The organism is Pseudomonas brassicacearum, from assembly GCF_003732265.1.
Taxonomy (GTDB): Bacteria; Pseudomonadota; Gammaproteobacteria; order Pseudomonadales; family Pseudomonadaceae; genus Aquipseudomonas; species Aquipseudomonas brassicacearum_D.
In genome coordinates this window covers 348,643-371,603 of sequence record NZ_MOBK01000001.1, presented here as the reverse complement: position 1 = coordinate 371,603, position 22,961 = coordinate 348,643, and the positions used below count along the sequence as shown (strand labels likewise).

At 60.1% G+C, this 22,961-nt stretch carries 29 protein-coding genes and 1 pseudogene; 25 read left to right on the top strand and 5 right to left on the bottom strand.

Translation table 11 applies throughout. The features are described 5' to 3' along the window. The first annotated feature begins 26 nt into the window (after positions 1–26). From BK660_RS01765 to BK660_RS01655, 23 genes are all read left to right on the top strand, one after another. Positions 27–233 (top strand): phage head-tail joining protein, encoded by a 207-nt coding sequence (locus BK660_RS01765; RefSeq protein WP_027923826.1) that lies wholly within the window; start codon positions 27–29, stop codon positions 231–233. After that, entirely contained in the window at positions 233–1,717 is a 1,485-nt protein-coding gene (locus BK660_RS01760) for a phage portal protein (protein ID WP_027923827.1), read from the top strand. Before BK660_RS01765 ends, BK660_RS01760 begins: the two co-directional genes overlap by 1 nt. Then, positions 1,714–2,862 carry a head maturation protease, ClpP-related gene (locus BK660_RS01755; RefSeq protein ID WP_027923828.1) on the top strand — a complete coding sequence of 383 codons (1,149 nt, stop codon included), beginning with the start codon at positions 1,714–1,716 and terminating at the stop codon, positions 2,860–2,862. Before BK660_RS01760 ends, BK660_RS01755 begins: the two co-directional genes overlap by 4 nt. Beyond that, on the top strand, positions 2,859–3,203 hold the full coding sequence (locus tag BK660_RS01750; protein WP_123431801.1) for a head decoration protein: 345 nt from the start codon (positions 2,859–2,861) through the stop codon (positions 3,201–3,203). The genes BK660_RS01755 and BK660_RS01750 overlap by 4 nt, the downstream gene beginning before the upstream one ends. 62 nt (positions 3,204–3,265) lie before the next feature. Beyond that, positions 3,266–4,261 carry a major capsid protein gene (locus tag BK660_RS01745; RefSeq protein WP_123431800.1) on the top strand — a complete coding sequence of 332 codons (996 nt, stop codon included), beginning with the start codon at positions 3,266–3,268 and terminating at the stop codon, positions 4,259–4,261. A gap of 2 nt (positions 4,262–4,263) precedes the next feature. Then, positions 4,264–4,578, top strand: coding sequence for a head-tail joining protein (locus BK660_RS01740; RefSeq protein WP_027923831.1), 315 nt, complete (start codon positions 4,264–4,266; stop codon positions 4,576–4,578). After that, on the top strand, positions 4,575–5,207 hold the full coding sequence (locus BK660_RS01735; RefSeq protein ID WP_123431799.1) for a phage tail protein: 633 nt from the start codon (positions 4,575–4,577) through the stop codon (positions 5,205–5,207). Before BK660_RS01740 ends, BK660_RS01735 begins: the two co-directional genes overlap by 4 nt. Then, positions 5,200–5,763, top strand: a complete 564-nt coding sequence (locus BK660_RS01730; protein WP_123431798.1) for a hypothetical protein — start codon at positions 5,200–5,202, stop codon at positions 5,761–5,763. Before BK660_RS01735 ends, BK660_RS01730 begins: the two co-directional genes overlap by 8 nt. Then, entirely contained in the window at positions 5,730–6,290 is a 561-nt protein-coding gene (locus tag BK660_RS01725) for a phage baseplate assembly protein V (RefSeq protein WP_123431797.1), read from the top strand. The genes BK660_RS01730 and BK660_RS01725 overlap by 34 nt, the downstream gene beginning before the upstream one ends. Positions 6,291–6,351: 61 nt before the next feature. Continuing rightward, positions 6,352–6,573: a hypothetical protein gene (locus BK660_RS01720; protein WP_123431796.1), complete on the top strand. Its 222-nt coding sequence runs from the start codon at positions 6,352–6,354 to the stop codon at positions 6,571–6,573. A 13-nt stretch (positions 6,574–6,586) separates the two neighbouring features. Further along, the gene (locus tag BK660_RS01715) at positions 6,587–6,913 is read left to right on the top strand and encodes a GPW/gp25 family protein (protein WP_043302559.1); all 327 of its coding nucleotides are present in this window, start codon (positions 6,587–6,589) and stop codon (positions 6,911–6,913) included. Continuing rightward, positions 6,910–7,797 carry a baseplate assembly protein gene (locus tag BK660_RS01710; RefSeq protein WP_123431795.1) on the top strand — a complete coding sequence of 296 codons (888 nt, stop codon included), beginning with the start codon at positions 6,910–6,912 and terminating at the stop codon, positions 7,795–7,797. The genes BK660_RS01715 and BK660_RS01710 overlap by 4 nt, the downstream gene beginning before the upstream one ends. Continuing rightward, positions 7,794–8,405, top strand: coding sequence for a phage tail protein I (locus BK660_RS01705; RefSeq protein ID WP_123431794.1), 612 nt, complete (start codon positions 7,794–7,796; stop codon positions 8,403–8,405). Before BK660_RS01710 ends, BK660_RS01705 begins: the two co-directional genes overlap by 4 nt. Then, positions 8,398–10,449 carry a phage tail protein gene (locus BK660_RS33515; protein WP_123431793.1) on the top strand — a complete coding sequence of 684 codons (2,052 nt, stop codon included), beginning with the start codon at positions 8,398–8,400 and terminating at the stop codon, positions 10,447–10,449. Before BK660_RS01705 ends, BK660_RS33515 begins: the two co-directional genes overlap by 8 nt. Then, complete coding sequence (locus BK660_RS01695; RefSeq protein WP_123431792.1) at positions 10,449–10,931, top strand: phage tail assembly chaperone; 483 nt, start codon at positions 10,449–10,451, stop codon at positions 10,929–10,931. Before BK660_RS33515 ends, BK660_RS01695 begins: the two co-directional genes overlap by 1 nt. A gap of 136 nt (positions 10,932–11,067) precedes the next feature. Further along, entirely contained in the window at positions 11,068–12,231 is a 1,164-nt protein-coding gene (locus BK660_RS01690; protein ID WP_123431791.1) for a phage tail sheath subtilisin-like domain-containing protein, read from the top strand. A gap of 12 nt (positions 12,232–12,243) precedes the next feature. Beyond that, the gene (locus BK660_RS01685) at positions 12,244–12,747 is read left to right on the top strand and encodes a phage major tail tube protein (RefSeq protein WP_027923838.1); all 504 of its coding nucleotides are present in this window, start codon (positions 12,244–12,246) and stop codon (positions 12,745–12,747) included. 11 nt (positions 12,748–12,758) lie between these two features. Next, complete coding sequence (locus BK660_RS01680; RefSeq protein WP_123431790.1) at positions 12,759–13,067, top strand: phage tail assembly protein; 309 nt, start codon at positions 12,759–12,761, stop codon at positions 13,065–13,067. Between the two features lie 141 nt (positions 13,068–13,208). Continuing rightward, the gene (locus BK660_RS01675; protein WP_123431789.1) at positions 13,209–15,554 is read left to right on the top strand and encodes a phage tail tape measure protein; all 2,346 of its coding nucleotides are present in this window, start codon (positions 13,209–13,211) and stop codon (positions 15,552–15,554) included. A gap of 9 nt (positions 15,555–15,563) precedes the next feature. Then, a complete protein-coding gene (locus BK660_RS01670) occupies positions 15,564–16,421 on the top strand; it encodes a phage tail protein (RefSeq protein WP_123431788.1) in 858 nt (285 codons plus the stop codon). Further along, positions 16,396–16,602, top strand: a complete 207-nt coding sequence (locus BK660_RS01665) for a tail protein X (protein ID WP_027923855.1) — start codon at positions 16,396–16,398, stop codon at positions 16,600–16,602. The genes BK660_RS01670 and BK660_RS01665 overlap by 26 nt, the downstream gene beginning before the upstream one ends. A gap of 52 nt (positions 16,603–16,654) precedes the next feature. Beyond that, positions 16,655–17,689, top strand: coding sequence for a phage late control D family protein (locus BK660_RS01660; protein ID WP_123431787.1), 1,035 nt, complete (start codon positions 16,655–16,657; stop codon positions 17,687–17,689). A gap of 201 nt (positions 17,690–17,890) precedes the next feature. Continuing rightward, the gene (locus tag BK660_RS01655) at positions 17,891–18,685 is read left to right on the top strand and encodes a DNA adenine methylase (RefSeq protein WP_123431786.1); all 795 of its coding nucleotides are present in this window, start codon (positions 17,891–17,893) and stop codon (positions 18,683–18,685) included. Positions 18,686–18,712: 27 nt separating this feature from the next. Here the strand turns inward: BK660_RS01655 and BK660_RS33510 are convergent. Both BK660_RS33510 and BK660_RS01645 read right to left on the bottom strand, forming a co-directional pair. Then, positions 18,713–18,967, bottom strand: a pseudogene (locus BK660_RS33510) (helix-turn-helix domain-containing transcriptional regulator); the annotation flags it as partial. A gap of 40 nt (positions 18,968–19,007) precedes the next feature. After that, the gene (locus BK660_RS01645) at positions 19,008–19,286 is read right to left on the bottom strand and encodes a hypothetical protein (protein WP_123431784.1); all 279 of its coding nucleotides are present in this window, start codon (positions 19,284–19,286) and stop codon (positions 19,008–19,010) included. Between the two features lie 547 nt (positions 19,287–19,833). On the opposite strand from BK660_RS01645, the gene BK660_RS01640 reads away from it, so the two are divergent. Further along, on the top strand, positions 19,834–20,124 hold the full coding sequence (locus BK660_RS01640) for a hypothetical protein (protein WP_123431783.1): 291 nt from the start codon (positions 19,834–19,836) through the stop codon (positions 20,122–20,124). Between the two features lie 10 nt (positions 20,125–20,134). Here the strand turns inward: BK660_RS01640 and BK660_RS32395 are convergent, their stop codons facing one another. Continuing rightward, positions 20,135–20,413 carry a hypothetical protein gene (locus tag BK660_RS32395; RefSeq protein WP_148057415.1) on the bottom strand — a complete coding sequence of 93 codons (279 nt, stop codon included), beginning with the start codon at positions 20,411–20,413 and terminating at the stop codon, positions 20,135–20,137. A 49-nt stretch (positions 20,414–20,462) separates the two neighbouring features. Then, positions 20,463–20,909: a MarR family winged helix-turn-helix transcriptional regulator gene (locus BK660_RS01635; protein WP_123431782.1), complete on the bottom strand. Its 447-nt coding sequence runs from the start codon at positions 20,907–20,909 to the stop codon at positions 20,463–20,465. 82 nt (positions 20,910–20,991) lie between these two features. On the opposite strand from BK660_RS01635, the gene BK660_RS01630 reads away from it, so the two are divergent. Then, positions 20,992–22,158: an aminotransferase-like domain-containing protein gene (locus BK660_RS01630; protein WP_123431781.1), complete on the top strand. Its 1,167-nt coding sequence runs from the start codon at positions 20,992–20,994 to the stop codon at positions 22,156–22,158. Positions 22,159–22,515: 357 nt separating this feature from the next. Here the strand turns inward: BK660_RS01630 and BK660_RS01625 are convergent, their stop codons facing one another. Next, a complete protein-coding gene (locus BK660_RS01625) occupies positions 22,516–22,851 on the bottom strand; it encodes a hypothetical protein (protein WP_259698463.1) in 336 nt (111 codons plus the stop codon). Between the last annotated feature and the right edge of the window lie 110 nt (positions 22,852–22,961).

The window sequence follows — 22,961 nt, the reverse complement described above, 5'->3', positions numbered from 1 at the left end:
GTTGTCTTTTACTTTAGAGCGATCCCATGGCCTTTACCCAACAGCAACTCGATGCGGTCGAGAAGGCAATCGCGCGCGGCGAAAAAATCGTGCGCTACGCGGATCGCAACGTTGAGTACCGCGACATCGACGAACTGCTCAGGGCACGCGATGAAATTCGCAGCTCGCTGATTGCGGCGGCTGGTCCTCGGTCGCGCATCGTACGGCTTTATCATGGAGGCAAGGGACTGTAATGGCTCGTCACTTTCCCACCTTGGGCCGCAGCGGTTTCCTGATTCCGTCGAACATCAAGGCCAGTTACGAAGGGGCCGCCGAAGGGCGTCGTTCCGCGAGTTGGGATGCACCCGACGCCGGCTTCAACAGCATTGCGATTCCGGCGTTGCGCAACCTGCGCTCACGTTCCCGCGCAGCGGTGCGCAATGACCCGTACGCCTTCAACGTCATCGATAAACGGGTCAGCAATCTGATCGGCACCGGCATCACGCCGCGGCCCAAAACCCAAGACGATGAACTTCGGCACCTGCTACAGGAACTCTGGGCCGATTGGGCAGAAGAGTCAGATGCCGATGGTCTGACTGACTTCTACGGACAACAGGCCCTGATCGCGCGGACCGTGGAAACGGCCGGTGAATGTTTTGTTCGCTTGCGTCCGCGCAGCCTCGACGAAGGCTTGGTGGTGCCGTTGCAGCTTCAGGTGCTGGCCCCGGAATTTGTGCCGCACGACAAGTTCGAGGCCGCGCGCAATGGCAACGTTATCCGCGCCGGGATCGAGTTCACTCCGGACAGCCGTCGGGTAGCGTATTGGATGTACCGTTCGCATCCCGGAGATGCCTCGTCCTTGAACAGTGGCTACAACCAGCTGGTGCGGGTGCCGGCCAGCCAGGTGCTGCACATTTTTGAGCCGGTCGAGCCGGGACAGTTGCGCGGCTTGCCACGCTTGTCGCCGGTCCTCAAACGCTTGCGCAGCCTGGACAATTACGACGATGCGGTGCTGTTCCGTCAGGAGGTGGCGAATCTGTTCGCCGGTTTCATCAAAAAGCCATCGCCGGATGACATCCAGACTCCAGTGGACCCGGTGACCGGTGCGCCGTTGAACCTTGCCTCGGATGGATTCACGCCCATGGTCGCCCTGGAACCCGGGACCATGCAGGAGCTGTTACCGGGCGAGGAGGTTGAGTTTTCCACGCCACCGGACGCGGGTAACAACTACGCGGACTTCATGCGTCAGCAACTGATGGCCGCGGCCGCCGGTGCCGGGATGCCCTACGAAATTCTCACGGGCGACATGCGCGGGGTGAATGACCGCGCACTGCGCGTGGTACTCACTGAGTTCCGGCGTCGCCTGGAGCAACTGCAATTTGGTGTGTATGTGCACCAGTTGTGTCGCCCGGTGCGGGCCGCCTGGATGGACATGGCGGTGCTCAGTGGCGCCGTGCTGTTGCCGGACTATGCCCAGCGCCGACGTGAGTACCTGCGCACGCGCTGGGTGCCACAAGGCTGGGCCTATATCCATCCGGTTCAGGATGTTCAGTCCCGCACGATGGAAGTCAACGCCGGCTTCGCCTCGCGCAGCGAGATGGTCTTGCGCACCGGTTATGACGCCGAAACGGTGGACGAAGAAAACGCCGCCGATGCCGAGCGGGCTCGGGGCAAAGGTCTTAATTACAGCACGCTCGTCGAACTGCTTCAGGCGCTCGACGACCAGGAGCAAACATGAGCAAAAACGCGACTCCGCGCATTTACAACAGGGCCGGCGAACACGTGCCAGTGCAGGACAAAAGCTGGTACGCCGTGCACGCCAGCGGCGAAGCCACCGAGCGCGTGATCGAAGTCTTTGTGTATGGCGAGATCGGTACCTGGGGCATTACCGCCAGTCAGTTCATGCAGGATCTGCGCGCCGTCGATGACGGCGTGTCACCGGTCATCGCGGCGTTCAACAGCATCGGCGGCGACCTGTTCGACGGGTTGGCCATGCACAACACCTTGTCGCGGTTGGGCGAGCGTTGCACGGCTCGCATCGACGCGTTGGCTGCGAGCGCGGCCAGTGTCGCGGTGTGCGGTGCCCACAAGGTGGTGATCGCGGCCAATGCCATGTACATGATCCACAATCCGTGGACCTATGCGGCCGGCGATGCCGACAGCTTTCGTAAAGTGGCCGATGTCCTCGACCAAACCATGGAGGCAATCATCGCGGCCTACATGGCCAAGGCACCGAACATCGATGAAGCTGAGCTGCGGCGCATGGTCGCCGCTGAAACCTGGCTCACTGCCAATGAAGCAGTGGCCCTGGGCTTGGCCGATGAGGTCGGCGACGGGGTTCAGGTCAAAGCGTGTTTGGGACAGGGCGCGGTGCTCCAGCGTTACCAGCACGCACCGGCCGAACTGCTGGCCCAACTTGATGAGGCACCCGAACCGGATCCGAAGTTGGAGCCACACGATCCACCCGCGCCCGTGGTCGACTCGGCCAAGCTGGCGTTGTTGATCACTCAGCGTTGTGCCGAGTCAGGGATCAGCAACCTGGTCGCGCCGTTGCTCAGTTCGACCCAGCTTGAAAGCGAGGAGATCGTCCTGGCGGGGCTAACCCGGGCCAAGGCGGTGCATGACCTGTGCGTCGCAGCACGCCTTCCAGAGCTCAGCGCCGATTACGTGGCCGCGGGGCTGGATGAGCCCGCGGTGCGGGCGCGGCTGTTCGACAAGATCGTCAGCAGCGGCAACGGTTTCGAAATCGACAACAGCGTGCCCCTCGACGATGACCCCGCGCCGAAGGTGCAGGCGAAACAACCGAATCCTTCTTCGATCTGGGCCGCCCGTTCGGCGGCCCATGCCGGGCAATCCAACAGTGCAAAAGGAGCACGAGCATGACCGTAAAGTACGAAACGCTACACGCTGGCGAGTTTCTGCTCTCCGAAGGGGCCGGGAAGATCTCTCGTGAATCCATTCTGGTGGCCGCTGGCCCCGCATTGAATGCCGGCCAGGTGCTGGGACTGGTCACCGCGACCAATGAGTTTGCGCCTTACGATCCCGTCGCCACCGACGGCACGGAAGTGGCGACGTGCATCCTGTACGGGCCACTGGGCGAATCGACCGAGGAGCGTCGAGCCAGTGCGGTGGTGCGACTGGCCGAGGTCAGCGAGGTGCATTTGACCGGTTTCGACGCTGACGCTGAAGCCGCCTTGGCGGCTCAGTTTGTGATTGCCCGCTAAGTCAGTTCCCTTTTCCCCAACCCCGCCCTGTGCGGGGTTTTGCATTTCTGGAGAGCCTCTTTATGGCCGATATTGGCATTTTTACCGACGATGTTTTTTCTGTGTCCTCGCTGACGGCGGCGATCAACGAACAGGAATATTTGCCGGGTCGCATCAGCAGCCTGGGGCTGTTTCGCGAGGAAGGCATCAGCACCCTGACCGTCCAGATCGAAAAGGACGGCAATACCTTGGCGTTGGTGCCCGCGGGTGAGCGCGGCACCTCGGGGCTGGTCGTCGGTGCCAGCAAGCGGCAGATAATCCCGTTCAATACCGTGCATCTGCCGCAGCGTTTCACCATCAAGGCCGACGAGATTCAGGGCATTCGCGCCTTTGGTACGACGACCGAACTGCAGGCTGTGCAGGGCGTGGTGAACACCCGCCTGAGCAAAGCCAAGCGTCAGCTCGACGCCACTCATGAATTCCAGCGCATGGGCGCGCTCAATGGCCTGGTGCTGGACGCGGATGGCTCGACGGTCCTGCTGAACATCTATCAGGCGTTTGGTGTGGAGCAACAACGCCTGTCCATGGGCCTGAACGACTCGGCGACGAAGATCCGGGTCAAGTGCGCCGAAGCGTTGGACATGCAAGACGATGAGTTGGGTAGCGTGACCAGCTCGGGCGCGCGGGCCTTCTGCGGCAAGAATTTCTGGAACAAGCTGATCACGCACAAATCGGTTGAGGAAACCTATCTCAATACGATCCAGGCCGCGGAATTGCGTGGCGATGCGCGGGACAGTTTCGAGCTGGGTGGCATCGTCTGGGAGCGCTACCGGGGGCGCATCGCTGGCGTATCATTTATCCACGACGATCAGGCGTTATTGATTCCTGAAGGCGTGCCGGAGCTGTACATCTCCTGCTTTGCCCCAGCGGACTACATGGAGACCGCCAATACCCAAGGCCTGCCGTATTACAGCAAGCTGGAACCACTGCCGTTCAACAAGGGCATGGTCGGCGAAGCCCAGTCCAACCCATTGCACCTGTGTACGCGTCCGCGGGCGCAGATCCTGCTGACGCTCTGATCATGGCCTTTCGAGAGCTGGTCGCGGAAATCGACAGCGTGGTGTTCGACACCCTGGCCGACGTTGGCTACATCGAAGGTCGGCGGGTGCTGGGCATGTTTTCGGCACCCTGGTTGCAACCCAAGATCGGGCGCTTGAACACCGGTCTGCGCGAGCCGTGTTTTCACATTCGGGTCGCCGATGCCGCGGGCGTGGAAAAAACGCAAACGGTGCTCATCGAGTTGCCCGCCCTGGACGGCGGTGGCGAGTACACCCTGACGCACCTGGAACCAGCGGGTGATGGGCTGGTGGCCTTGTCGCTGAGGTTAAAAGCATGAGTGCTGTGCCGGTGTCGCTGCAGCTTTCGGCTGACGATGTGCAGGCTTTTGAACAACTGGCCAAGGTGATGCCCAAGGCCGTGGCCGCGGCGCAACGACGGGCGATTAACAAGACGTTGGGGTGGCTGGCCACCCACATGGCGCGCGATGTCAGCAAGCAGGAGCAGATTGCCGTGCGGGCAGTGCGGCAGCGTCTGCGTTGTTATCCCATCAAAGGCCAGGGGCAACCGGGCAAACTTTGGTTCGGCACCAACCCAATGGACGCCAGCCGGGTAGGGAATCCCCGTCAGGGCAAGGCTGGTGTCTCGGTGGCGGGACGACGGTATCAGGGCGCTTTTTACAAGCGTGTGTATGGCAACAAGGCGGATATCTGGATTCGTACCTCCAGCAAACATTTCAACCCGGACGACTATCCCGGCGGCGCATCCGCGGCTGGGGGTTCAAGCTCGGGCTGGATCGCGGAAAACGACCATCGTTTTCCACTGGCCAAGGCCAAGGTTTCGCTCGAAGACGCCGAAGAGCCTTTTTACATCTGGGCCAACAAAGCCGATGAGCGCCTGCTGATCGTATTCAAGCAGGAAATGAACTTTGAACTGCATAAGTACCTGAAGGGGAGCGCCCGTGTCTGATCCTGCTTTTTCGCTGGACGCGCTGTACGCCGCCATCGAGGAACACCTCCGTCAAGCGCTGCCCTCTGTGCGATTTGTCGCGACCTGTCCAGACATTCAGGACCGGGTGGCGCTACCGGCGGTGTTCCTGGAACCGGTGGAGTTTGAGCCCGGGCAAGACATCGGTACCGGTGAAACGGTGCTGGTCCAACGTTTTGAGGCGCGAATTATTGTCGCGCCCGAGTTGGTCCGGCATCAGCAACTCGGTGCCCAATTGGCGGCGCAAATAGCAATCCTCCTTCGGGGGCAGACCTGGGGTCTGGACAATGTCGAGCAGGCGCAATTCGTGGCTTCGCGCCAAGACTGGACCAAGCCCGAACTGGATGGCTACACCGTGTGGATGGTGGAATGGACCCAGCAGATCTATCTCGGTGAGGTTGAATGGTTATGGCCAGTTGAGCCTCCGGGCACCCTGTATCTAAACGTTGACGGCTGCACCGGTACCGGCAATGAAGATCACTACTTTCAGCCGGAGGATCTGGCATGGGATACGCAAGTGCCGAACACGATCGGATGATCGCGGCGATGCTGATGCCCTGCGTGGTGGTCGGCGTCGATCTAATGGCCGGGAGAGTGCGGGTCAAGGCCGGTACTTGGGTCAGTGCCTGGGTGCGTTGGCACAGTCTGGCGGCGGGCAAGGCCCGTCATTGGCGCGCGCCGAGCCTGAATGAGCAGGGTGCGCTGTTCAGCCCCAGCGGTGATCCGGCCATGGGCACCTTTATCCCGGGGCTGTACGGCAACGCTGGGGTACCGCCGGACAACCGCGATCACGTCGAGGCTTGGTATTTCGACGATGGCGGGTCACTGGTCTACGACTGGCAAGCCGGCAGCTACAGCATCGCGTTACCCGACGGCAGCAGCGCGACCATCACTGTCGGTGGCTCGCAATTTGAAGTGACGCCGGCACATGTCCGGGTGACGGCAGGCCAGATCTCCTTGGCGGGTGAGGTGAGCATCGACGGTTCGCTGAGCGTGTCCGGCGACATCACCGGTGCCGGCACGATCATGGATGCCGGCGGCAACAGCAACCACCACTCACATTAATTTGATGGCCTAAACATTCAGCCCGCCGTGTGCGGGTTTTTTTATACCTGGAGTAATGCCCATGACAAGCAAAACCAAGGACGTATCAGAGGCCAGTGAGGCACCCGCGCCGGCCACGCTGAGCTTCTTTCGTGACACGCTGTTCACCTCGCGGGTACTGATCCTGCTGGACGCCGAGCGCACCTTGAAAGTGGAAAAGGGTCAGGTTGCGGTGGCCTCGGATGACACGGTGGCGATCGAGTATTTGCACGGTCGCAAGGATTTTATCCCGGTCGAGGGCTGATCGAATGATCGGGATGATCGGACTGGACCGCCGCACCGGCCAACTCATTTCCGGCCTTGATCACCTGCGTCAGTCCATCGAGGACATTTTGTCGACGCCGCTGGGCAGCCGACGCATGCGCCCGGAGTACGGCAGCAAGCTGCGGCGCTTTGTCGACCTGCCGGTGAATGACGGCTGGAAAAGTGCCGTGCAGGCGGAGGTGGCCAGCACGCTAGGGCGTTGGGAGCCTCGCCTTAAACTGGGCCGGGTGCGCGCTGTGGCCATTCTCGACGGTCGTATCACCTTTGAACTGACCGGGCAGTACCTGGGCAGTGACGTGACTTTGGAGGTGTCCGCATGACCATGGAACTGGCGGCCCTTCCGCCGCCGCAAGTGCTGGAGGACCTCGACTTTGAGGCGGTTTACCAGGAGAAACTCGAAGCCTTCCGCCTGAGCATGGGCGACAACTGGAGCGCGGAGCTGGAAAGCGACCCAGTGCTCAAGCTGATCGAGCAGGCCGCGTATGGCGCCTTGCAGAACCGGGCGCGGGTCAACGACGCCGGCAAGGCTTTGCTGTTGGCCCATGCCGAGCGAGCCGACCTCGATCACCTGGCTGCCAACGTCAACCTGCAGCGTCTGGTGATTCAGGCCGGAGATCCGAGCACGGTGCCGCCGACGCCGCAGGTGCTCGAAGAGGACGATGCTCTGCGTGAGCGGGTGCAGTTGTCGTATGAAGGCCTGACCACGGCGGGGCCGCGTAACAGCTACATCCTACATGCGCGTAACGCCTCGGGGCTGGTGGCCGATGCTACGGCGGAAAGCCCATCGCCGGCCGTGGTGGTGGTCACCGTGCTCAGTCTGGAGGGCAGTGGCGGCGCTCCGCCGGAGCTGCTCGAGCAGGTCCGGTTGCATCTGAATGACGAAGAGGTGCGGCCGTTGGGCGATCGGCTCACGGTGCAGAGCGCGGCGGTGATCGACTACCGCATTGAAGCCGTGCTGTATCCGCAGGCACCCGGTCCGGAGAACGAAGCCTATCTGGCCGAAAGCCAGAAACGGCTGAGTGAGTGGATCAACCCGCGTCGACGCCTGGGGCTGGAAGTGGCGCGATCGGGGATCGATGCGCAGCTGCACATTCCTGGCATTGCTCGGGTTGAGCTGCTGGATTGGACCGACATCAGACCGACCAAGGCCGAGGCAGCGTACTGCACCGGCTACAACGTGGTGCTGGGAGCCAGTCTGACATGAGCAGTCAGATGCCCCTGAACAGCACGCCGCTGGAACTGGCCGTGGAAGCGGCCAACTCCGAAAGCACACTGATTCCCCTGCGCAGTTTGTACGACGCCGACACCTGTCCTGAGCACTTGCTGCCGTATCTGGCCTGGTCCTGGTCGGTGGACCGCTGGAACAACAACTGGACCCAAGAGGCCAAGCGTACCGCGATCCGTTCGGCGTACGACGTGCACGCGCGCAAAGGCACCATTGGTGCGTTGCGCCGGGTGGTGGAGCCCTTGGGCTACCTCATCGACGTGGTTGAGTGGTTCGACACCATGCCGGAAGGCGTTCCCGGCACCTTCGCCCTTGAGGTCGGGCTGAATGACTCGGGCATCACCGAGGAACTGTACGAGGAACTGGCGTGGTTGATCGACGACGCCCGCCCGGTTAGCCGGCACATGACCAACCTGGCGCTCAGTCTGCAGACCGAGGGCGTACTGGGCATAGCTGTGTGCGTGCAAGAAGGGGAAGAGATCGACGTGTACCCACCGGCCCCGAAAGACATCGACGTGACCGGCACTTTTGGCCCGGCGCTTTGCGTCGATGAAACCGATACTTTGGACGTTTATCCCTATGATTGATAAGACCAGTCAGTTTTTTGCCATCCTCACCGCCGTGGGCGAAGCCAAGCACGCCAATGCCATCGCCATGGGCCTGGACTGGATGTTTACCGCCATGGGCTTGGGCGATGCCAACGGCACCGACCCGATTCCCGACCGCCTGCAATCCCAGCTGATCAACGAGTGGCGCCGGGCGCCGATCAACCAGATTCGCGTCGATCCGGCCAACCCCAACACGGTGATCACCGAGCAGATTATTCCGCCCGAAGTCGGCGGTGAATGGATTCGCGAGATCGGTCTGTACGACGTCGACGGCGACCTGGTGGCGGTGGCCAACTGTGCGCCGAGCTATAAACCGTTGCTCGACCAGGGCAGTGGCAAGACTCAGGTCGTGCGGATGAATTTCATCGTCAGCAGCTCGGCGAACATCGTGCTGAAGATCGACCCCGCCGTCGTGTTGGCCACGCGTGAGTACGTGGACCTCAAGATCCAGGAGGAACTGGCCAAGCTGGATCACAAACAATCCGCGCGAGTGGCGGCGACCGCCGCCATTACCCTCAGCAATCTGCAGACGGTCGATGACGTGGCTGTGGCCACCGGTGACCGAGTGCTGGTCACCGCTCAGGCGCTGGCACAGGACAACGGGATCTATGTCGCCAGCGTCGACAGCTGGACGCGGGCCGCCGATGCCGACAACAGCCTGGAAGTGACCCCGGGGCTGTTTATCCACGTCGAGCAGGGCACGACCAACGGCGACAGCCTCTGGCAGTTGGTCACCGACGCGCCGATCAACCTCGGTACCACCAGTTTGCAGTTCGACATGATCGCGGGTGGCAGTGGGGCAGGCGTAGGCACCTTTCGCAGTGTCACCGTCGATGCCCTTGGGCGGGTGGTCGCCGGTACCAACCCGACCACTCTGGATGGCTACGGCATCACCGATGCTTTGCCCGTCGACGGAACCGCGGTGGCGGCCACCCAATTGGAAACAGCGCGCACGCTGAGCGTATCCGGGGCGGCTAGCGGCAGCGTGTCGTTCGATGGTACCGCCAACGCTGACATAGCGATCACTTTGGCCGACAGCGGCGTTGCAGCGGGCACCTATTCCACCGTCAGCGTGAATGCCCAAGGTTTGGTGACAGGCGGTGATCAGCTGACAGGCGATGACCTGGGGTTAGGAACCGCCGCATACCTCGATGCTCAAACCAACTTACACGATGTAACCGCTGATGCGCTGATGAAGGTCGGAGCGTTCGGCTTGGGCGGGCCCGCCTATATGGCGGGTGCTGTAGATATCGGCGACCTGAACACGGTGTCCGCCCTCTATTACGTCGGTGGTGCTACGGGAGCGCCAGATGGTGAACTCTATGAGGGTTGGGTTCGCGTCTCGGTTATTACACCGGGGCAATACGCCTTTCAGGAGCTATATGGGTTTAACGACCAGACCCTATACCGCCGGGCCTTGATTGCCGGTGTTTGGGACGAATGGGAAACCGTCTGGGATACATCAAATTTTGACCCTGCCTTGTACGCAGCGCTGAGTGCTCCGGCTTTCGTCAATGGCATACAGGTTTCCGGTCACGCCAACCTCTTGAACACGGCAAACGTTGGCACTGACATATCTATCGGAGGTACGGCTTACGCGGCGGGCGTGTTGTCCTACGGCAACATTACAGCCAACGCAGGACTTTACGCCGGTGGCGGTTGTTATTCCGGCTCCGGTGTTGCCATGTTTGGCACTGATGGCAACAGTTACGGGCCAATTTGGGGCGGCTATTTAAGTAGCTGGATCGCCGCCAACTATATCGCTTACTGGAATTTGATGTCCCAAATAGCCGCGCAACCGATCGGCGGCGTGGGCACCTATGGGATGTTTATTGTTGTTAAGAATATAAACTCGGGCGCAATACCACCGGGAACATTAGTGGAAGGGGGGTATCTGGGTTGGTCAAACGCGGGTGGCGAGAACTACGGGGCTCCCGGCGGTACTTGGATGGTATGCGGGGGCGTTTCAAATAGTTCTGCGGGAAATGTCTTTTCAACAACTATTTGTAAGAGGGTCGCCTAATGCTTGGCGAAGTTATTGAACCACACGTTATTCCTGAGTTTGTTCCACCGGATATACCACCGCCACCTGAGCCACCTGCACCGTGGGTTTATGAAGTCAAAAACCTGAAGCAGTTTAAGGATGGGGCTGTTGACTGTGAAGTTCTTCACGAAGTGTACGGTTGGATTCCATTTACGGCAGTTCCAGGTGATGACGCTCCGGCCACTGTAGCGGTATTCAATTATATTGAGGAATACAGCGTCGATGTTGGTGCCCTGCCAGTAAGCCCCGCAATCGCGGTCCATGCTGAACATGCTGAGCGTTCGTGGCGTGATCAAGAGCTGACAGTTGCGGACGTGGAACTGCTGAAAGCTGAGGACGGTGATCCTGCTTTTGTGAGTACGCCTGCGCAGTGGCGGCAGTACCGCGTGGACCTTCGCAACTGGCCCCAGTCGCCAGACTTTCCGGATTCCACCCTGCGTCCAGTGAGGCCGACCGCTTAACGATTACATGGCCGGATAAACCGGATCAGCAGACCCCCTGATGCCCCGCATTGCCGGGGCGTTTCCTTTTCGATTACGCGTCACGTCCCTCATAGCCTCGCTTAAGCGGGGCTTTTTCGTTTTGGAGCATCACTCAATGAGTTTCTTTCACGGCGTTACCGTGACTCTGGTGGACACCGGGGCACGCCATATCGCCACCCCGTCCGCGTCGATCATCGGCCTGTGCAACACCTTCATCGTGGGCCCGCCGGCCACGGCCGCTGCCAATGAATTGCTGCTGATCACCCGCGAAAGTGAGGCAGTCGCGGCGTGGGGGCCGGACGCCGCGATCACCCAGGACTGTAAGGCTATTTTCAAGCGGGCCAAGGCGGTGATTGTCGCCGTCGGGGTGCCGCTGCTGACGGACCCAGCCGAGCAGCTGTCAGCGATCATCGGCGGCGTCTGGGCCGACGGCACCCGTACCGGCATGCAGGCGTTGCTCAACGGCAAAAGCAAGTTCAACGCCCAGCCGCGATTGTTGGTGACGCCGGGGCACTCGTCGACACTGGCGGTGGCCACCGAGCTGGTGGCGTTGGGCGACAAGATGCGCGCTATGGCCATCATCGACGGGCCAAACACCACCGACGAAGCGGCGATTGCCTATGCCGCCAATTTCGGCAGCAAACACGCTTATATGGTCGATCCAGGCGTGGAGTTCTGGGACACCACGACCAGTGCCACGATCAACGCTCCGGCTTCGGCCTGGACCGCTGGCCTGTTTGCCTGGACCGATGCCACCTACGGTTTCTGGGCCTCGCCGTCGAACAAGGAGTATGTCGGCATCACCGGCACTACGCGTCCGATCGAGTTTCTCGACGGCGATCCTTCCTGCCGGGCCAACGTGCTGAACAACGCGAACATCACCACGATCATTCGTGATGACGGCTATCGCTTGTGGGGCAACCGTACGCTGTCCAGCGATCCGAAATGGAAGTTCGTCACCCGCGTGCGCACGCTGGACATCGTCATGGACGCCATCCTCTACGCACACAAGTGGGCGGTGGACCGCTCGATCACCGCGACCTACGTCAAGGACGTGACCGAAGGCCTGCAAGCCTTCATGCGCGACCTGAAGAACCAAGGCGCGATCGTCAACTTCGAGGTGTATGCCGACGAAGAGCTGAACACGTCCAGCGAACTGAGCGACGGCAAGGTGTACTGGAACATCCGTTTCACCGATGTGCCGCCGGCCGAAAACCCGAACTTCCGCGTGGAGGTGACCGATCAGTGGATCACTGAAGTGCTGGACAACGCCGCCTAAGGAGGCCGCTTTATGATTCCGGAAGTGCTCTACAACACCAACCTGTTTGTCGACGGTATCAGCCTGCAAGGCGACGTGCCGAGCCTGACCCTGCCCAAGCTGACCCTCAAAACCGACGAGTACCGTGCGGGCGGCATGGACGCGGCGGTCGAGCTCGACGTGGGCATGGAAAAGCTCGAGGCCAGCTTCATCACCAACGGCGTGCGTCGCGAGGTGCTGAAGTTCTTCGGTCAGGCCGATATGACCGGGTTCAACGCGTCGTTTCGGGGGGCCTTCAAGGGCGAGAAAGGTTCGGTCAAGGCGGTGGTTGCCACCCTGCGAGGGGGCCTCAAGGAAGTCGATCCCGGGGACTGGAAAGCGGGCGAAAAAGGTGAGTTCAAGTACGCCGTAGCGGTGACCTATTACAAGCTGGAAATCGACGGCAGCGTAATGTTTGAAATCGATCCCCTTAACTCGATTCGTGTCATTGACGGCGTCGACCAACTGGCCGCCGTGCGGTCTGCCCTGGGCATGTAAGGAGCCACACCATGATTAATGCAAAAGACAACGTCCTGCCCAAGTGGCTGCAACTGGGTGATGGCATTGCCACCGTAGTCCTGTCTCGACCGAGCGAGGCCAACGGTATCAAGGTCGACAAGCTGACCCTGCGCGAGCCAACGGTACGCGAAATGCGCGCCGCCACATTACAGGGCGGTACCAATGAAGAAGAACAGGAAATGGTTCTGTTCTGCAGCCTGGCGAGCATCGGCCGGGGCGATCTGGAGGGGCTGCTAATGCGTGATTACCGTCGTCTGCAGACCGCCTATTTTCGTCTGGGAACAGACGACGGGGTTTAACCCAAAACTGCAAAAAGCCCTGGCCAAACGCTTGGCCGTCGAGCTGAATTTTTCGGCGGCCGAGATTCAGGGGCTGTCGTTTTCCGAGATGGTCTGGTGGCTCACGGACTGAGCCCATCCCGTCGCACGTAGGTGAAAGCCATGTCGAACAAACTCTCGCTCGGGCTGGTGATTGGCGGTGCTGTCGATTCATCCCTCGGCGCCGCCTTCAAGAACGTCAGCGGTGAAATGAAAAAGCTCGAGGCGCAAACCACGCGCGCCAAGGGCTTGCAGAAAGTCATCGGCGAGACCATGCGCCTGCGCGATGAATGGAAAAAAGCCCATGACAGCGGCGCGGCCAATGCCGGTGCGCTGCTAAAAAAGCTGGAGGCCAATAACGCCAGCCTAAAAAAGCAGGGGATTGAGGTCGGGCGCCTGAGTAAAGAGTACATGGCCCTGGGAAAGGTGGTGCGCAATGCCGACTTCAAGGCCAAAGGCATGGGCCAGGTGCAGGACGGGCAGGAGAGCCTGCGCAGTGGATTCGGTACGGCGGTGGCCGGTACCACCCTGGCGGCCGTACCGACCAAGGTCAGCGCGGATTTTCAGGCGATCATTCGCGACATTGCGATCAAGTCTGGTACCGCGAACACGCAGCAGGAAGTGAACACCGCACGGGACATCGTCCAGACCTCGAAGGACAGCGGCATGGCCAACACCCAAGTGGCCGAGTTGGTGAACCAACTGGTCGGTGGCGGCATGGATCTGACCGAAGCGCTGAAATACGCTCCGGTGGTCGCCAAGTTTGCGGTCGGGCAGGGGGCTTCGGGCGCCGATACGGCGAAGATGATTCTGGCGATGCAGAACAATGCCAAGATCACCGACCCGCAGAAAATGGAACAGGCCTTGGCATCGGTTGCGCTGCTGGGCCAACAAGGCAGCTTCGAGGCGGCCGACATGGCTAAGTGGTTTCCAGAGCTGTTGGCGCAGATGGCCGGCACCGGCATCACCGGCCAGGAGGCGGTCACGCAACTGGGGGCGATGCTGCAGGTGCAGATCAAGAGCGCCGGCAGTGCGGATGAAGCGGCAAACAACCTGAAAAACTGGGTCGCGAAAATCGGTTCGGAGGAAACGGTCAAAGGCTATGCCGATGCCGGGATTGATTATCAGGGCTCGATGAACTCCGCCATTGGCAAGGGCTTGTCGACTTTCGAGGCCAGCTTCGAACTGGCGCGCCGGTATGTGGAAAAGACCGACCCGAAAAAGGCCAAGCAGTTGGATCAGGGGCTGACCCAGATCAGCCAGGAGACGGACCCGGCCAAGGCGCAAGCGATGGCCGATGCCTTGGCCGCTACCCTGCGGACCGGCGATCTGTTTGCCGACATGCAGGTCAAGACTGCACTGATGGCGTACACCCAGAACAAAAAATTCTACGCGGACCTGAAGCAAGGCGCCTCGGACCCCAGCGGTCCGCGCAAGGACATTCTCGACAAGAACCTGAGCGAACGTCGCGAGAGCTCGTCGCAACGCTGGGCCGAAACAGGTCAAGCGTTCAACGATTCGCTGCGGGCCATTGGTGACGCCCTGCGCCCGGCGACGGATGCGCTGGCCACCGGTATCGCCGGCGCGGCGCGGGGCTTGACCGCGTTGTCCGAGCAAACGCCCCAAGTGGTGCTGGGCCTGGCGGCAGTGAGTGCCGGGGCATTGGTGCTGGGCAAAGCCTGGGCCACGCTGAAGATCGGCCGGGGCCTGGCCAACATCGCGCGAGGTTCGGCCGGCGACCGGTCCAACATCGTGCAGCGGGTGTTCGTGACCAACGCGAATGACGACGAAGACGACGGGCTGGATCACGGCAAAGAAGGGAAGGGCGGAAAGGGCAAAAGCCCTGCAAGTCGAATGTCCCGTGGCATGAAAGTGGGCGGGGCGCTGGCGGTGGTCGGTGCCGGCGTTCAGGCATTGGACACGTACCAGAATGCGACCACCCTTGATGAAAAGGCCGAGGGCTACGGCGAGGCAGCGGGTGGGCTGGCCGGTGGTTTGGCGGGGGCAGCAGCCGGTGCGGCCATTGGTTCGATCATTCCGCTGCTCGGCACCGCGATTGGCGGAGTGATCGGTGGCATCGTCGGCGCGTGGGGCGGCGGTGAGCTGGGCGCGACCATGGGCAAGGCGTTGTTTGGCGGGCCGGACACGCCGGCCAAAGCGCCGCTCGGCATCTTGCCCATGGCTGCCGGCCAGGAAGTGGGCGCGGTCGTGCGCTCGATGGAAAACGCTCCCGCCGCGCCGGTGACGGCAGCGGCATTGATGGCGACCACGGCGGTAAAGGCGCCGGAATGGCCGAGGGTCGATCAGCAATTCACTTTTGCCCCGGCCCCGGTCATTACCGTGCAAGGTGATGTGAAAGACCCAGCGCAGTTGGCCCAAGCTTTAATGCCGCACCTGCAGCGCCAGTTTGAAGACTTCGCCCGGGACGCGCGCACCCGCCAGTTGTTTGATGCGCCCCATGTGGGTTGAGGAAATGTGATGACGGATGAAAAGACCTACCTGCAACACTTGCAAGGCGGATTGAAGTACATGGTCGACGCCGGTGAAGCCGGCCGCACTGACCTCGAGTCGATGACAGGACCCATGAATGGTGCGCTGAATGAAATTGGCGGGGCGGCGGATGCGCTGGAAGGTTTGCCCTTTATCAGCGAAGACCTGAGCGACAAGACCCGGCGTCTGCAGAGTGCGATCAACTCGGCGCAGGCCAAGATCGGCAAAGTCGCGAGTTTCTATAACCAGACTCAACGATCCCTAGCGCAGTTCGAGCAACACTTTTCCGCGCTGACTGAGCAGATTGGCCGCTTTGGCGCGGCGTTCAACAAGGTCGCCGGCAAGGCCAATGCCGCGCTGGGCAATATCTTCCCTACGGAATGGTTTGCCGGCGACATGTCGCCGATTCCCGACGCGGTGAAGCCGTTCCCGCATCTGCTGATCATCTATCCGCTCAAGGCCAACGAGCGGCCGTATTACTTCAACCTGGACACGGCGGCCTTTGACGAGCTGCGTCGGCAGACGTCGTTTCGCTGGGCCGCGCAGGAACGCCTGACCCGGCGTCCGGCGCAGCAGGCCGTGGGTCAGGGCGAGGAGAAAATTACGATCAAGGGTGCGATCTACCCCAGCTACAAAGGCGGATTGAAGCAACTGGATACGCTGCGCAGCATCGGGGCCAAGTTGTTGCCGCTGAACTTGACCACCGGTTACGGCGAGGTGCTGGGCAACTGGTGCCTGACCAACATCGACGAGGAGCAAAGCGCTTTGCTGCCAGGCGCCATTCCGCGCAAGCAAGGATTTTCACTGGAGTTTGTCCGTTATGGCGATGACTTGCAGAACAGCTGACGGGGATCTGCTCGACACCCTGTGCCACCACTATTACGGCCACCTGAACCGCAGCGTCGAAGCGGTGCTGGCGGCCAATCAGGGCTTGGCCGATGAGCCGCAGCCGTTCCGGGCGGGTGTGTTGATCACGCTGCCGGATCTGGTGATCGAGCCCGACAGCGTGATTTCGCTGTGGGATTGATCCCGTTACCCAGCCCGCCACGTGCGGGCTTTTTCTTGTCTGGAGTGCCGACATGCAACCGCTTTTCCGCATCGTCGCCGACGGTGCCGACATCACCACCTTGATCAATGATCGGCTGGTCTCGCTGCAGCTCTCCGATCGGCCCGGTATGGCCTCAGATTCGTTTGAGCTGCGCATTGATGACCGGGACGGCGCGGTGTCGCTGCCCGTGCGGGGCGCGAGTATCGAAGTCTACCTGGGTTATGCCGGCGCCGACCTGACCCGCATGGGCCGCTACACCGTGGACGAGGTGGCCGTTTCCGGCCCGCCGGACACGCTGGTGATCAGCGGCAAGGCCAGCGATATGCGAGGCAGCGGCAAGACCACCCGCAGTGGCAGTTGGGAAGACGTCAGTCTGGCGCAGATCGTCGGCGATGTGGCAGCGCGAAATGGCTGGCAGCCGTCGTGCCCGGTCGAAACTCGTGTGCCGCGCATGGATCAGCTCAATGAATCCGATTTCAACTTCATCACCCGCCTTGCCAAGAAACACGACTGCACCGCCAAGGTGGCCGACGGCAAGCTGTTGGTTCTGCCGCGACAAGGTGGGCAGAGTGCGAGTGGTAAGGCCTTGGGTGTGATCACCTTGCAACGCAATGACGTGACCCGCTGGCAGTTTCGCTTGAGCGATCGCAGTGCCCATCAGGGCGTTAGCACCCAGTACCAGGACCCGGCCAGCGGTGAATTGATGGTATCGCACCTGGACAACCCCAACGTGCCCGAGGGCCTGCCGCCGGTGCATACCGACCGACATCTCTACCCGGACCGCACGGCGGCCGATGAGGCGGCGAAGGCACGCCTGGCGGCGTTCAATCGTTCGACGGCCTCGGTGCGCCTCGACCTGTCGGGTCGGACGGACCTGTTTGCCGAATGCATGATCGAAGCGCAGGGATTCAAGCGTGGGCTCGATGGTGAGTATTTGGCGGAGTCGGTCGATCACACCTTCACCCCATCCGGGTGGACGGTGTCGGTGGAATGCAACGGCGGTAAGGAGGGCAAGACCAAGGCGTCAGGGAAGCCGCAGAAAGTCGTACTAGAAGTGCCAGTTTGATGGCCCGGGCGCGTGAGTTGTCCCAGGTCAACGAGGTTTTAATTTCAAAGTAAAGGAGCGGCCAAGCTGAATGCGTCAACATTCAGCCTGGCCACCGTCCCCGCAGATTGTCCCTGCAAGTCCCGCCAAGGCTCCTGCTCTGTGCACAAAGCAGAACGAGCCTAGCACCTGTTTATTTATACAGTAAAGGTCTTGCTACCCATGTCTACCCCTATCATCCCTTGGATGGGCGGCAAACGCCGCCTGGCCGATCGCCTCATCCCCCTGTTTCCCCCTCACGAATGCTACGTCGAGGTCTTTGCCGGAGGTGCTGCGCTTTACTTTATGCGACCCCAGGCCGCGCCGGTGGAGGTGCTCAACGACATCAACGGCGACTTGGTGACCCTTTACCGCGTGGTGCAGAACCACCTTGAGGAGTTCGTGCGTCAGTTCAAGTGGGCGCTCAGTTCGCGTCAGGTGTTTGAATGGCAGAAAATGACCCGCGTTGAAACCCTCACCGACATCCAACGCGCTGCACGATTCTTTTATCTGCAGCACCATGCCTTCGCCGGCAAGGTGTCCGGGCAGACGTTCGGTACTGCCACCACCGGCCCAGCGATCAACCTGCTACGGATTGAGGAAAACCTATCGGCTGCCTGGCAACGCCTGTCCGGTACCTACGTCGAGAACCTGCCGTGGCTGGAATGTGCCGAACGCTATGACCGTGCCCACACCTTCCATTATATGGACCCGCCGTACTGGCAGACCGCCGGGTATGGGGTGGATTTTCCGTTTGAGAACTACGAGCGAATGGCCGACTTCATGCGCCGCTGCAAGGGCAGGGTGATGGTCAGCATCAATGACCATCCGGATACCCGCCGGGTGTTCGAAGGCTTTCACTTCGAAAAGCTGGACATCCGCTACACCACGACGAATCAGCGGCAAGGCAAGGCTGATGTCAGTGGCGAACTGGTGATCATGAACTGGGAGCCAGCAGCGTTGGGAGGACTATTTTGACGTAACAGCCTAGGTCGTTTCTGCCCATCACGAGAGGCAGAAGTCGACCCATAGGCGACGTTCATCGGACGGACTCACACGTTTAGCTGCTTTTTGCCGTGGTGTGTATATCCCTGAACTGCCTCCATTTCCGGGAACAGTTGCGACAACGATCTTGACTTTGATGCCTAAGGCCGTGGCCACTTTCAGAACGATAGAAAGGTTCGGATCACCATCCTTAGAAAATGCCCGGTACAGCGTGGCTCTACTAATTCCGGTCTCGCGAGAAAGCCGGCTCATTCCTAGTTCAGTGCGGCCAGCGGGTCGTGTTGGTCGTGACCAGTCATTGCTCGGCCTCTAGCAGGCGCTGCGTGACGCGCGCATGCAGGTCTTCGCGCACGCGCACCAGGGCGTGGAAGGTGTCGAGGTCGATCACTTGCGCCTGACTCAATGCCGCGCCCCAGCCTTGTGCGTGCGCGGTGCGACGCTCCAGGGCGCTCCAATCGCCGGCCTGCTCCAGGCGGTTCGCGATGTGCTGCCAGGCTTCTTGCAGGGAGCCTGGCAGGGGCGGCGTCGGTGGCGGTAGCTGATCGGCCAGGATCGGTGCGGGTGAACGGGGCATGGTGGGATCTCCGTTTTCGAGTCAGTGGCGGTCTGCACGTAAAACCAGACCACGGAAGGATGGTAGACCAGTCATCAGGGGGCTGGTGTCCGTGGCCCATCAAAAAGGCCCCCGCACCTGGCTGAGGGGGGGCCTGTTGAACATAAGCGGCGTTATGGGTAATCGGCGGGTTTATATGGCATTCAGCACCATAGGTAAGTGATAGCCCCCGTTTTTGGGGCATGGTCCTAAAGGAAAATTGATGTCTGGTGAAATGACGTGGCGGGTTTATCGCGGTGCCACGAAGCGTGGCGCTGACGTGGCCTACTGGCGTGGATTTTGCTTCGATGGTTAGAGGCAGCATTCATTGATGCATCAAAGCCGGAGATTAGCGCCTTGTGGAAACATCCTCTACTGCTCGGCATTACCTGTGGATTTGCGATCTTCACATTCGGTTTGGTTGTGAGCTTTCGCGTAATCCTGTGGCAGATGAGATAACCAATCGATTAACGATAAGCTTTCTTGATAAACAGCCGTACGATGCCCAACTTAAACAGGAAGCGCCCATATGCAGCGCGTAAACGAATTATCCCCCATAGACTCGATCGACCCACTCTCTGTGCGTTTGCTGACGGAATCGCTGCAATGCGCTTGGGAGACGGCGCTGGAAAACATCATTCAGGCCCGCACGGAACTGGCCATTCTAGAGCACGTTTCAATCGCGCGAGGTTTTGCATGGGGTGTCCATGCGGGTGTGCTGGTTGACCATACGGATTTCACTTCGATGGGTGCGAAAATCATCTTGGCTCACCAAGAGGCCTTAGATAAATGCAGGAACACCGTCATCGAAAACGGTTGACTGTAGTTCATTAGAATCCATGCATGGTTGTGAATGAGAAGTGAATCATCCCGGATATTCTGGAGCGTCCGACGACTGCTTTTGGCCGATTCTGTTGAAAAAGTCGGCCATGGTTTCCACGAAAGAAAAGTACGCGCTTGAGATTGAAATCTTTACTTTGATCGGAGGATTCCGGGGTCAGATTTCGCGTAGCGGCGCGCAAAAAAGGAGTTTTCAGCGATCCGTATGCGGGCAGTCTGGAAAAACCGACTTTTTCAACAGCATCGGCCAAAAGCAGTCGTTCAGTCACGTTATGGGTACTGCGCAGCCGCTAACATCACTCTGCGTAGGTACGAGAGTTATTCGGCTGGCACTTGGGTTTTCCCCAACGCCAGATTCACCGCCAACCATCCATTCACAGCCGTCTCCCCGGCCTCGGCGAACACCCGCTCCAGCAATTTCACCTGCTCGCGCCGCAACGATTGCTCGAAACGCGCACCATCATCGGTCAGTTCCAGCAGCCGCTTACGCTTGTCGGTCTGCGACGCGGCGCTGTTCACCAGATGCATTTCCACCAACTGACGCAGCGGAATGTTCAGCGCCTGCTTGGTCACGTTGAGCAATGCCAGCAGTTCCTTGACGCTCAGATTCGGGTAGCGAGCGATAAAAAATACGATGCGTTGGTGCACCCGGCTCAAGCCGCGCCGCTCGAGCATTTCGTCGGCCTTCGCGGTGAAAGCCTGATAGCCGAAGAAAAACGCTTCCATGGCCTGTTGCTGGGTACCGTGATCTTTTAGGTCAAGCATGTTGACATATTCGCCCGGGCTATCGTAATTTCGGTCAACCAGTTTGACTCATTTTCCTCAGACCTCGCTACCGGTGACCGCAATGGCTTTTTCCGAACGTGTCTCGCGCCTTAAAAGTTCTTTGATCCGTGAAATCCTAGCCGCTGCCCAGCGCCCGGAAGTGATGTCGTTCGCCGGCGGCCTACCGGCCGAAGCCATGCTGCCGAAAGTCGAGTGGGGCCAGATGCCCATTTCCATGGGCCAATACGGCATGAGCGAAGGCGAACCGGGGCTGCGTGAAGCCCTGGCTACCGAGGCGCGAGCGCTGGGTGTGCCGTGCGAGGCAAGTCAGGTGCTTGTGGTCAGCGGCTCCCAGCAAACCCTCGATCTGGCGGCCAAGCTCTACATCGACAAAGGCACCGATATCCTGCTGGAAGCGCCGACCTACCTAGCGGCGTTGCAGATTTTTCAGCTGTTCGGCGCCGATTGCATCACCGTCCCGCTGGAGGCTGATGGTCTGAACCTGAAGGAACTGCGCACCCGTCTGGAAAAAAACCGTCCGGCGTTCATCTACTTGATTCCGACCTTCCAGAACCCGTCGGCCGTGCGCTACAGCGAAGCCAAACGTGATTCCGTGGCAGTCTTGCTGGATGAGTTCGGCGTGACCCTGATCGAAGACGAGCCTTACCGCGAGCTGACCTTCGACGGCGGCAGCGCCACGCCGATTGTCAGCCGCTTGAAAAAGGCCAGCTGGATCTACACCGGCACCGTATCGAAAACCCTTTTGCCAGGGTTGCGGGTCGGCTACCTGATCGCCAGTCCAGACCTGTTCCCGCATTTGCTGAGGCTCAAACAATCGTCCGATCTGCACACCAATCGAGTGGGTCAGTGGCAAGCGCTGCAATGGATCGGCACCGAGAAACTCCAGCATCACCTGAGCGAGTTGCGGGACTTTTACCGGGTTCGTCGGGATGCATTTCAGGCTGCATTGGAAACACACTTTTCCGATCTGGCGGATTGGAATGTGCCGCAGGGTGGGCTGTTTTTCTGGCTGACGCTCAAGCAGCCGCTGGATACCCGCACACTTCTCAAGGCTGCGCTGGCGGCGGATGTGGCGTTCATGCCGGGTGAGCCGTTCTTCCCCGAACCGGACAATAATTCGGGGCATCTGCGCCTGAACTTCAGCCACATTGACCCTGCACGACTGGGCGAAGGGCTCAAGCGGCTGGCGGCGGTGGTGCGTCAGGCCCAAGCGACGCAAGCGGCCTAGGGCTGCTGGTAAGCGATAGCCTAATCAGCGCAGGAGACAGCCTTTAACAAACCGTTTTCCTTCCGCTTACCGTCCGCCACTGCCGACCGGTTTGGGCTCAGGCTTTGTGAAAACTCATGCACCGTTTTGTAGTCTGCGTTACTACGTAAAATCTGTGGGCGCTTGGTTAGTTAACAGCCCTGAAACTTACGTAGGAGCGCGATTTTCGTTTCGATTCTGACTTTCAAACTTGCGCTAAAACGTTTTCACACAGCCTGGACCCATAGCTGCCTGTCAGCATCGACTGATTTGGCCGATTGTTGCCTGGTGCCAAGGGTAAAAACCCGCTCAATGGGCGGGCTTCGGAATCGGCTTTTCCTATAGCGCGTGGCCCGAACTCTTGCGGAGTTCGACCTCCAGTTTTCGACAAACTTCTGCGATAACGTTTTTCCCGACTGCCGGCCCGGAGTAGCTGTTTACTTCCTCGCGGCATCGTTCGGCGGCCTCTCGGACCTGCGTTATTTCCTTGTCTTCCGATGTGTTGCTGACGTAAAAGCCGAAAGCCAGGCACAAGGTGATGGCGATAATGATTCCGATGACGATCTTGCTGTCCAGGCAGATTCTCTTTTCTGACGGTAGCGGCCATCCAGGTGGGATGTGTATTTTTTGCCCGACGTCAGATTTGCAGTGTTTGCAGATGATGGCTTCAGCCATGATGACTTCCGCGCAATATGGGCAACTCTTTTTTCCAGCCTCCACAGATGAAACTCCTTTTTCAAAACAGGATTCTATCATTGGGCCTGAGGGGCGTAGAGGGACGCGTC

Excerpts from the sequence above, each read along its gene's own strand:
- BK660_RS01765 (WP_027923826.1), top strand. The coding sequence starts at position 27 with ATGGCCTTTACCCAACAGCAACTCGATGCGGTCGAGAAGGCAATCGCG.
- BK660_RS01760 (WP_027923827.1), top strand. The coding sequence starts at position 233 with ATGGCTCGTCACTTTCCCACCTTGGGCCGCAGCGGTTTCCTGATTCCG.
- BK660_RS01755 (WP_027923828.1), top strand. The coding sequence starts at position 1,714 with ATGAGCAAAAACGCGACTCCGCGCATTTACAACAGGGCCGGCGAACAC.
- BK660_RS01750 (WP_123431801.1), top strand. The coding sequence starts at position 2,859 with ATGACCGTAAAGTACGAAACGCTACACGCTGGCGAGTTTCTGCTCTCC.
- BK660_RS01745 (WP_123431800.1), top strand. The coding sequence starts at position 3,266 with ATGGCCGATATTGGCATTTTTACCGACGATGTTTTTTCTGTGTCCTCG.
- BK660_RS01740 (WP_027923831.1), top strand. The coding sequence starts at position 4,264 with ATGGCCTTTCGAGAGCTGGTCGCGGAAATCGACAGCGTGGTGTTCGAC.
- BK660_RS01735 (WP_123431799.1), top strand. The coding sequence starts at position 4,575 with ATGAGTGCTGTGCCGGTGTCGCTGCAGCTTTCGGCTGACGATGTGCAG.
- BK660_RS01725 (WP_123431797.1), top strand. The coding sequence starts at position 5,730 with ATGGGATACGCAAGTGCCGAACACGATCGGATGATCGCGGCGATGCTG.
- BK660_RS01720 (WP_123431796.1), top strand. The coding sequence starts at position 6,352 with ATGACAAGCAAAACCAAGGACGTATCAGAGGCCAGTGAGGCACCCGCG.
- BK660_RS01715 (WP_043302559.1), top strand. The coding sequence starts at position 6,587 with ATGATCGGACTGGACCGCCGCACCGGCCAACTCATTTCCGGCCTTGAT.
- BK660_RS01710 (WP_123431795.1), top strand. The coding sequence starts at position 6,910 with ATGACCATGGAACTGGCGGCCCTTCCGCCGCCGCAAGTGCTGGAGGAC.
- BK660_RS01705 (WP_123431794.1), top strand. The coding sequence starts at position 7,794 with ATGAGCAGTCAGATGCCCCTGAACAGCACGCCGCTGGAACTGGCCGTG.
- BK660_RS33515 (WP_123431793.1), top strand. The coding sequence starts at position 8,398 with ATGATTGATAAGACCAGTCAGTTTTTTGCCATCCTCACCGCCGTGGGC.
- BK660_RS01695 (WP_123431792.1), top strand. The coding sequence starts at position 10,449 with ATGCTTGGCGAAGTTATTGAACCACACGTTATTCCTGAGTTTGTTCCA.
- BK660_RS01690 (WP_123431791.1), top strand. The coding sequence starts at position 11,068 with ATGAGTTTCTTTCACGGCGTTACCGTGACTCTGGTGGACACCGGGGCA.
- BK660_RS01685 (WP_027923838.1), top strand. The coding sequence starts at position 12,244 with ATGATTCCGGAAGTGCTCTACAACACCAACCTGTTTGTCGACGGTATC.
- BK660_RS01680 (WP_123431790.1), top strand. The coding sequence starts at position 12,759 with ATGATTAATGCAAAAGACAACGTCCTGCCCAAGTGGCTGCAACTGGGT.
- BK660_RS01675 (WP_123431789.1), top strand. The coding sequence starts at position 13,209 with ATGTCGAACAAACTCTCGCTCGGGCTGGTGATTGGCGGTGCTGTCGAT.
- BK660_RS01670 (WP_123431788.1), top strand. The coding sequence starts at position 15,564 with ATGACGGATGAAAAGACCTACCTGCAACACTTGCAAGGCGGATTGAAG.
- BK660_RS01665 (WP_027923855.1), top strand. The coding sequence starts at position 16,396 with ATGGCGATGACTTGCAGAACAGCTGACGGGGATCTGCTCGACACCCTG.
- BK660_RS01660 (WP_123431787.1), top strand. The coding sequence starts at position 16,655 with ATGCAACCGCTTTTCCGCATCGTCGCCGACGGTGCCGACATCACCACC.
- BK660_RS01655 (WP_123431786.1), top strand. The coding sequence starts at position 17,891 with ATGTCTACCCCTATCATCCCTTGGATGGGCGGCAAACGCCGCCTGGCC.
- BK660_RS01645 (WP_123431784.1), bottom strand. The coding sequence starts at position 19,286 with ATGCCCCGTTCACCCGCACCGATCCTGGCCGATCAGCTACCGCCACCG.
- BK660_RS01640 (WP_123431783.1), top strand. The coding sequence starts at position 19,834 with ATGCAGCGCGTAAACGAATTATCCCCCATAGACTCGATCGACCCACTC.
- BK660_RS01635 (WP_123431782.1), bottom strand. The coding sequence starts at position 20,909 with ATGCTTGACCTAAAAGATCACGGTACCCAGCAACAGGCCATGGAAGCG.
- BK660_RS01630 (WP_123431781.1), top strand. The coding sequence starts at position 20,992 with ATGGCTTTTTCCGAACGTGTCTCGCGCCTTAAAAGTTCTTTGATCCGT.
- BK660_RS01625 (WP_259698463.1), bottom strand. The coding sequence starts at position 22,851 with ATGGCTGAAGCCATCATCTGCAAACACTGCAAATCTGACGTCGGGCAA.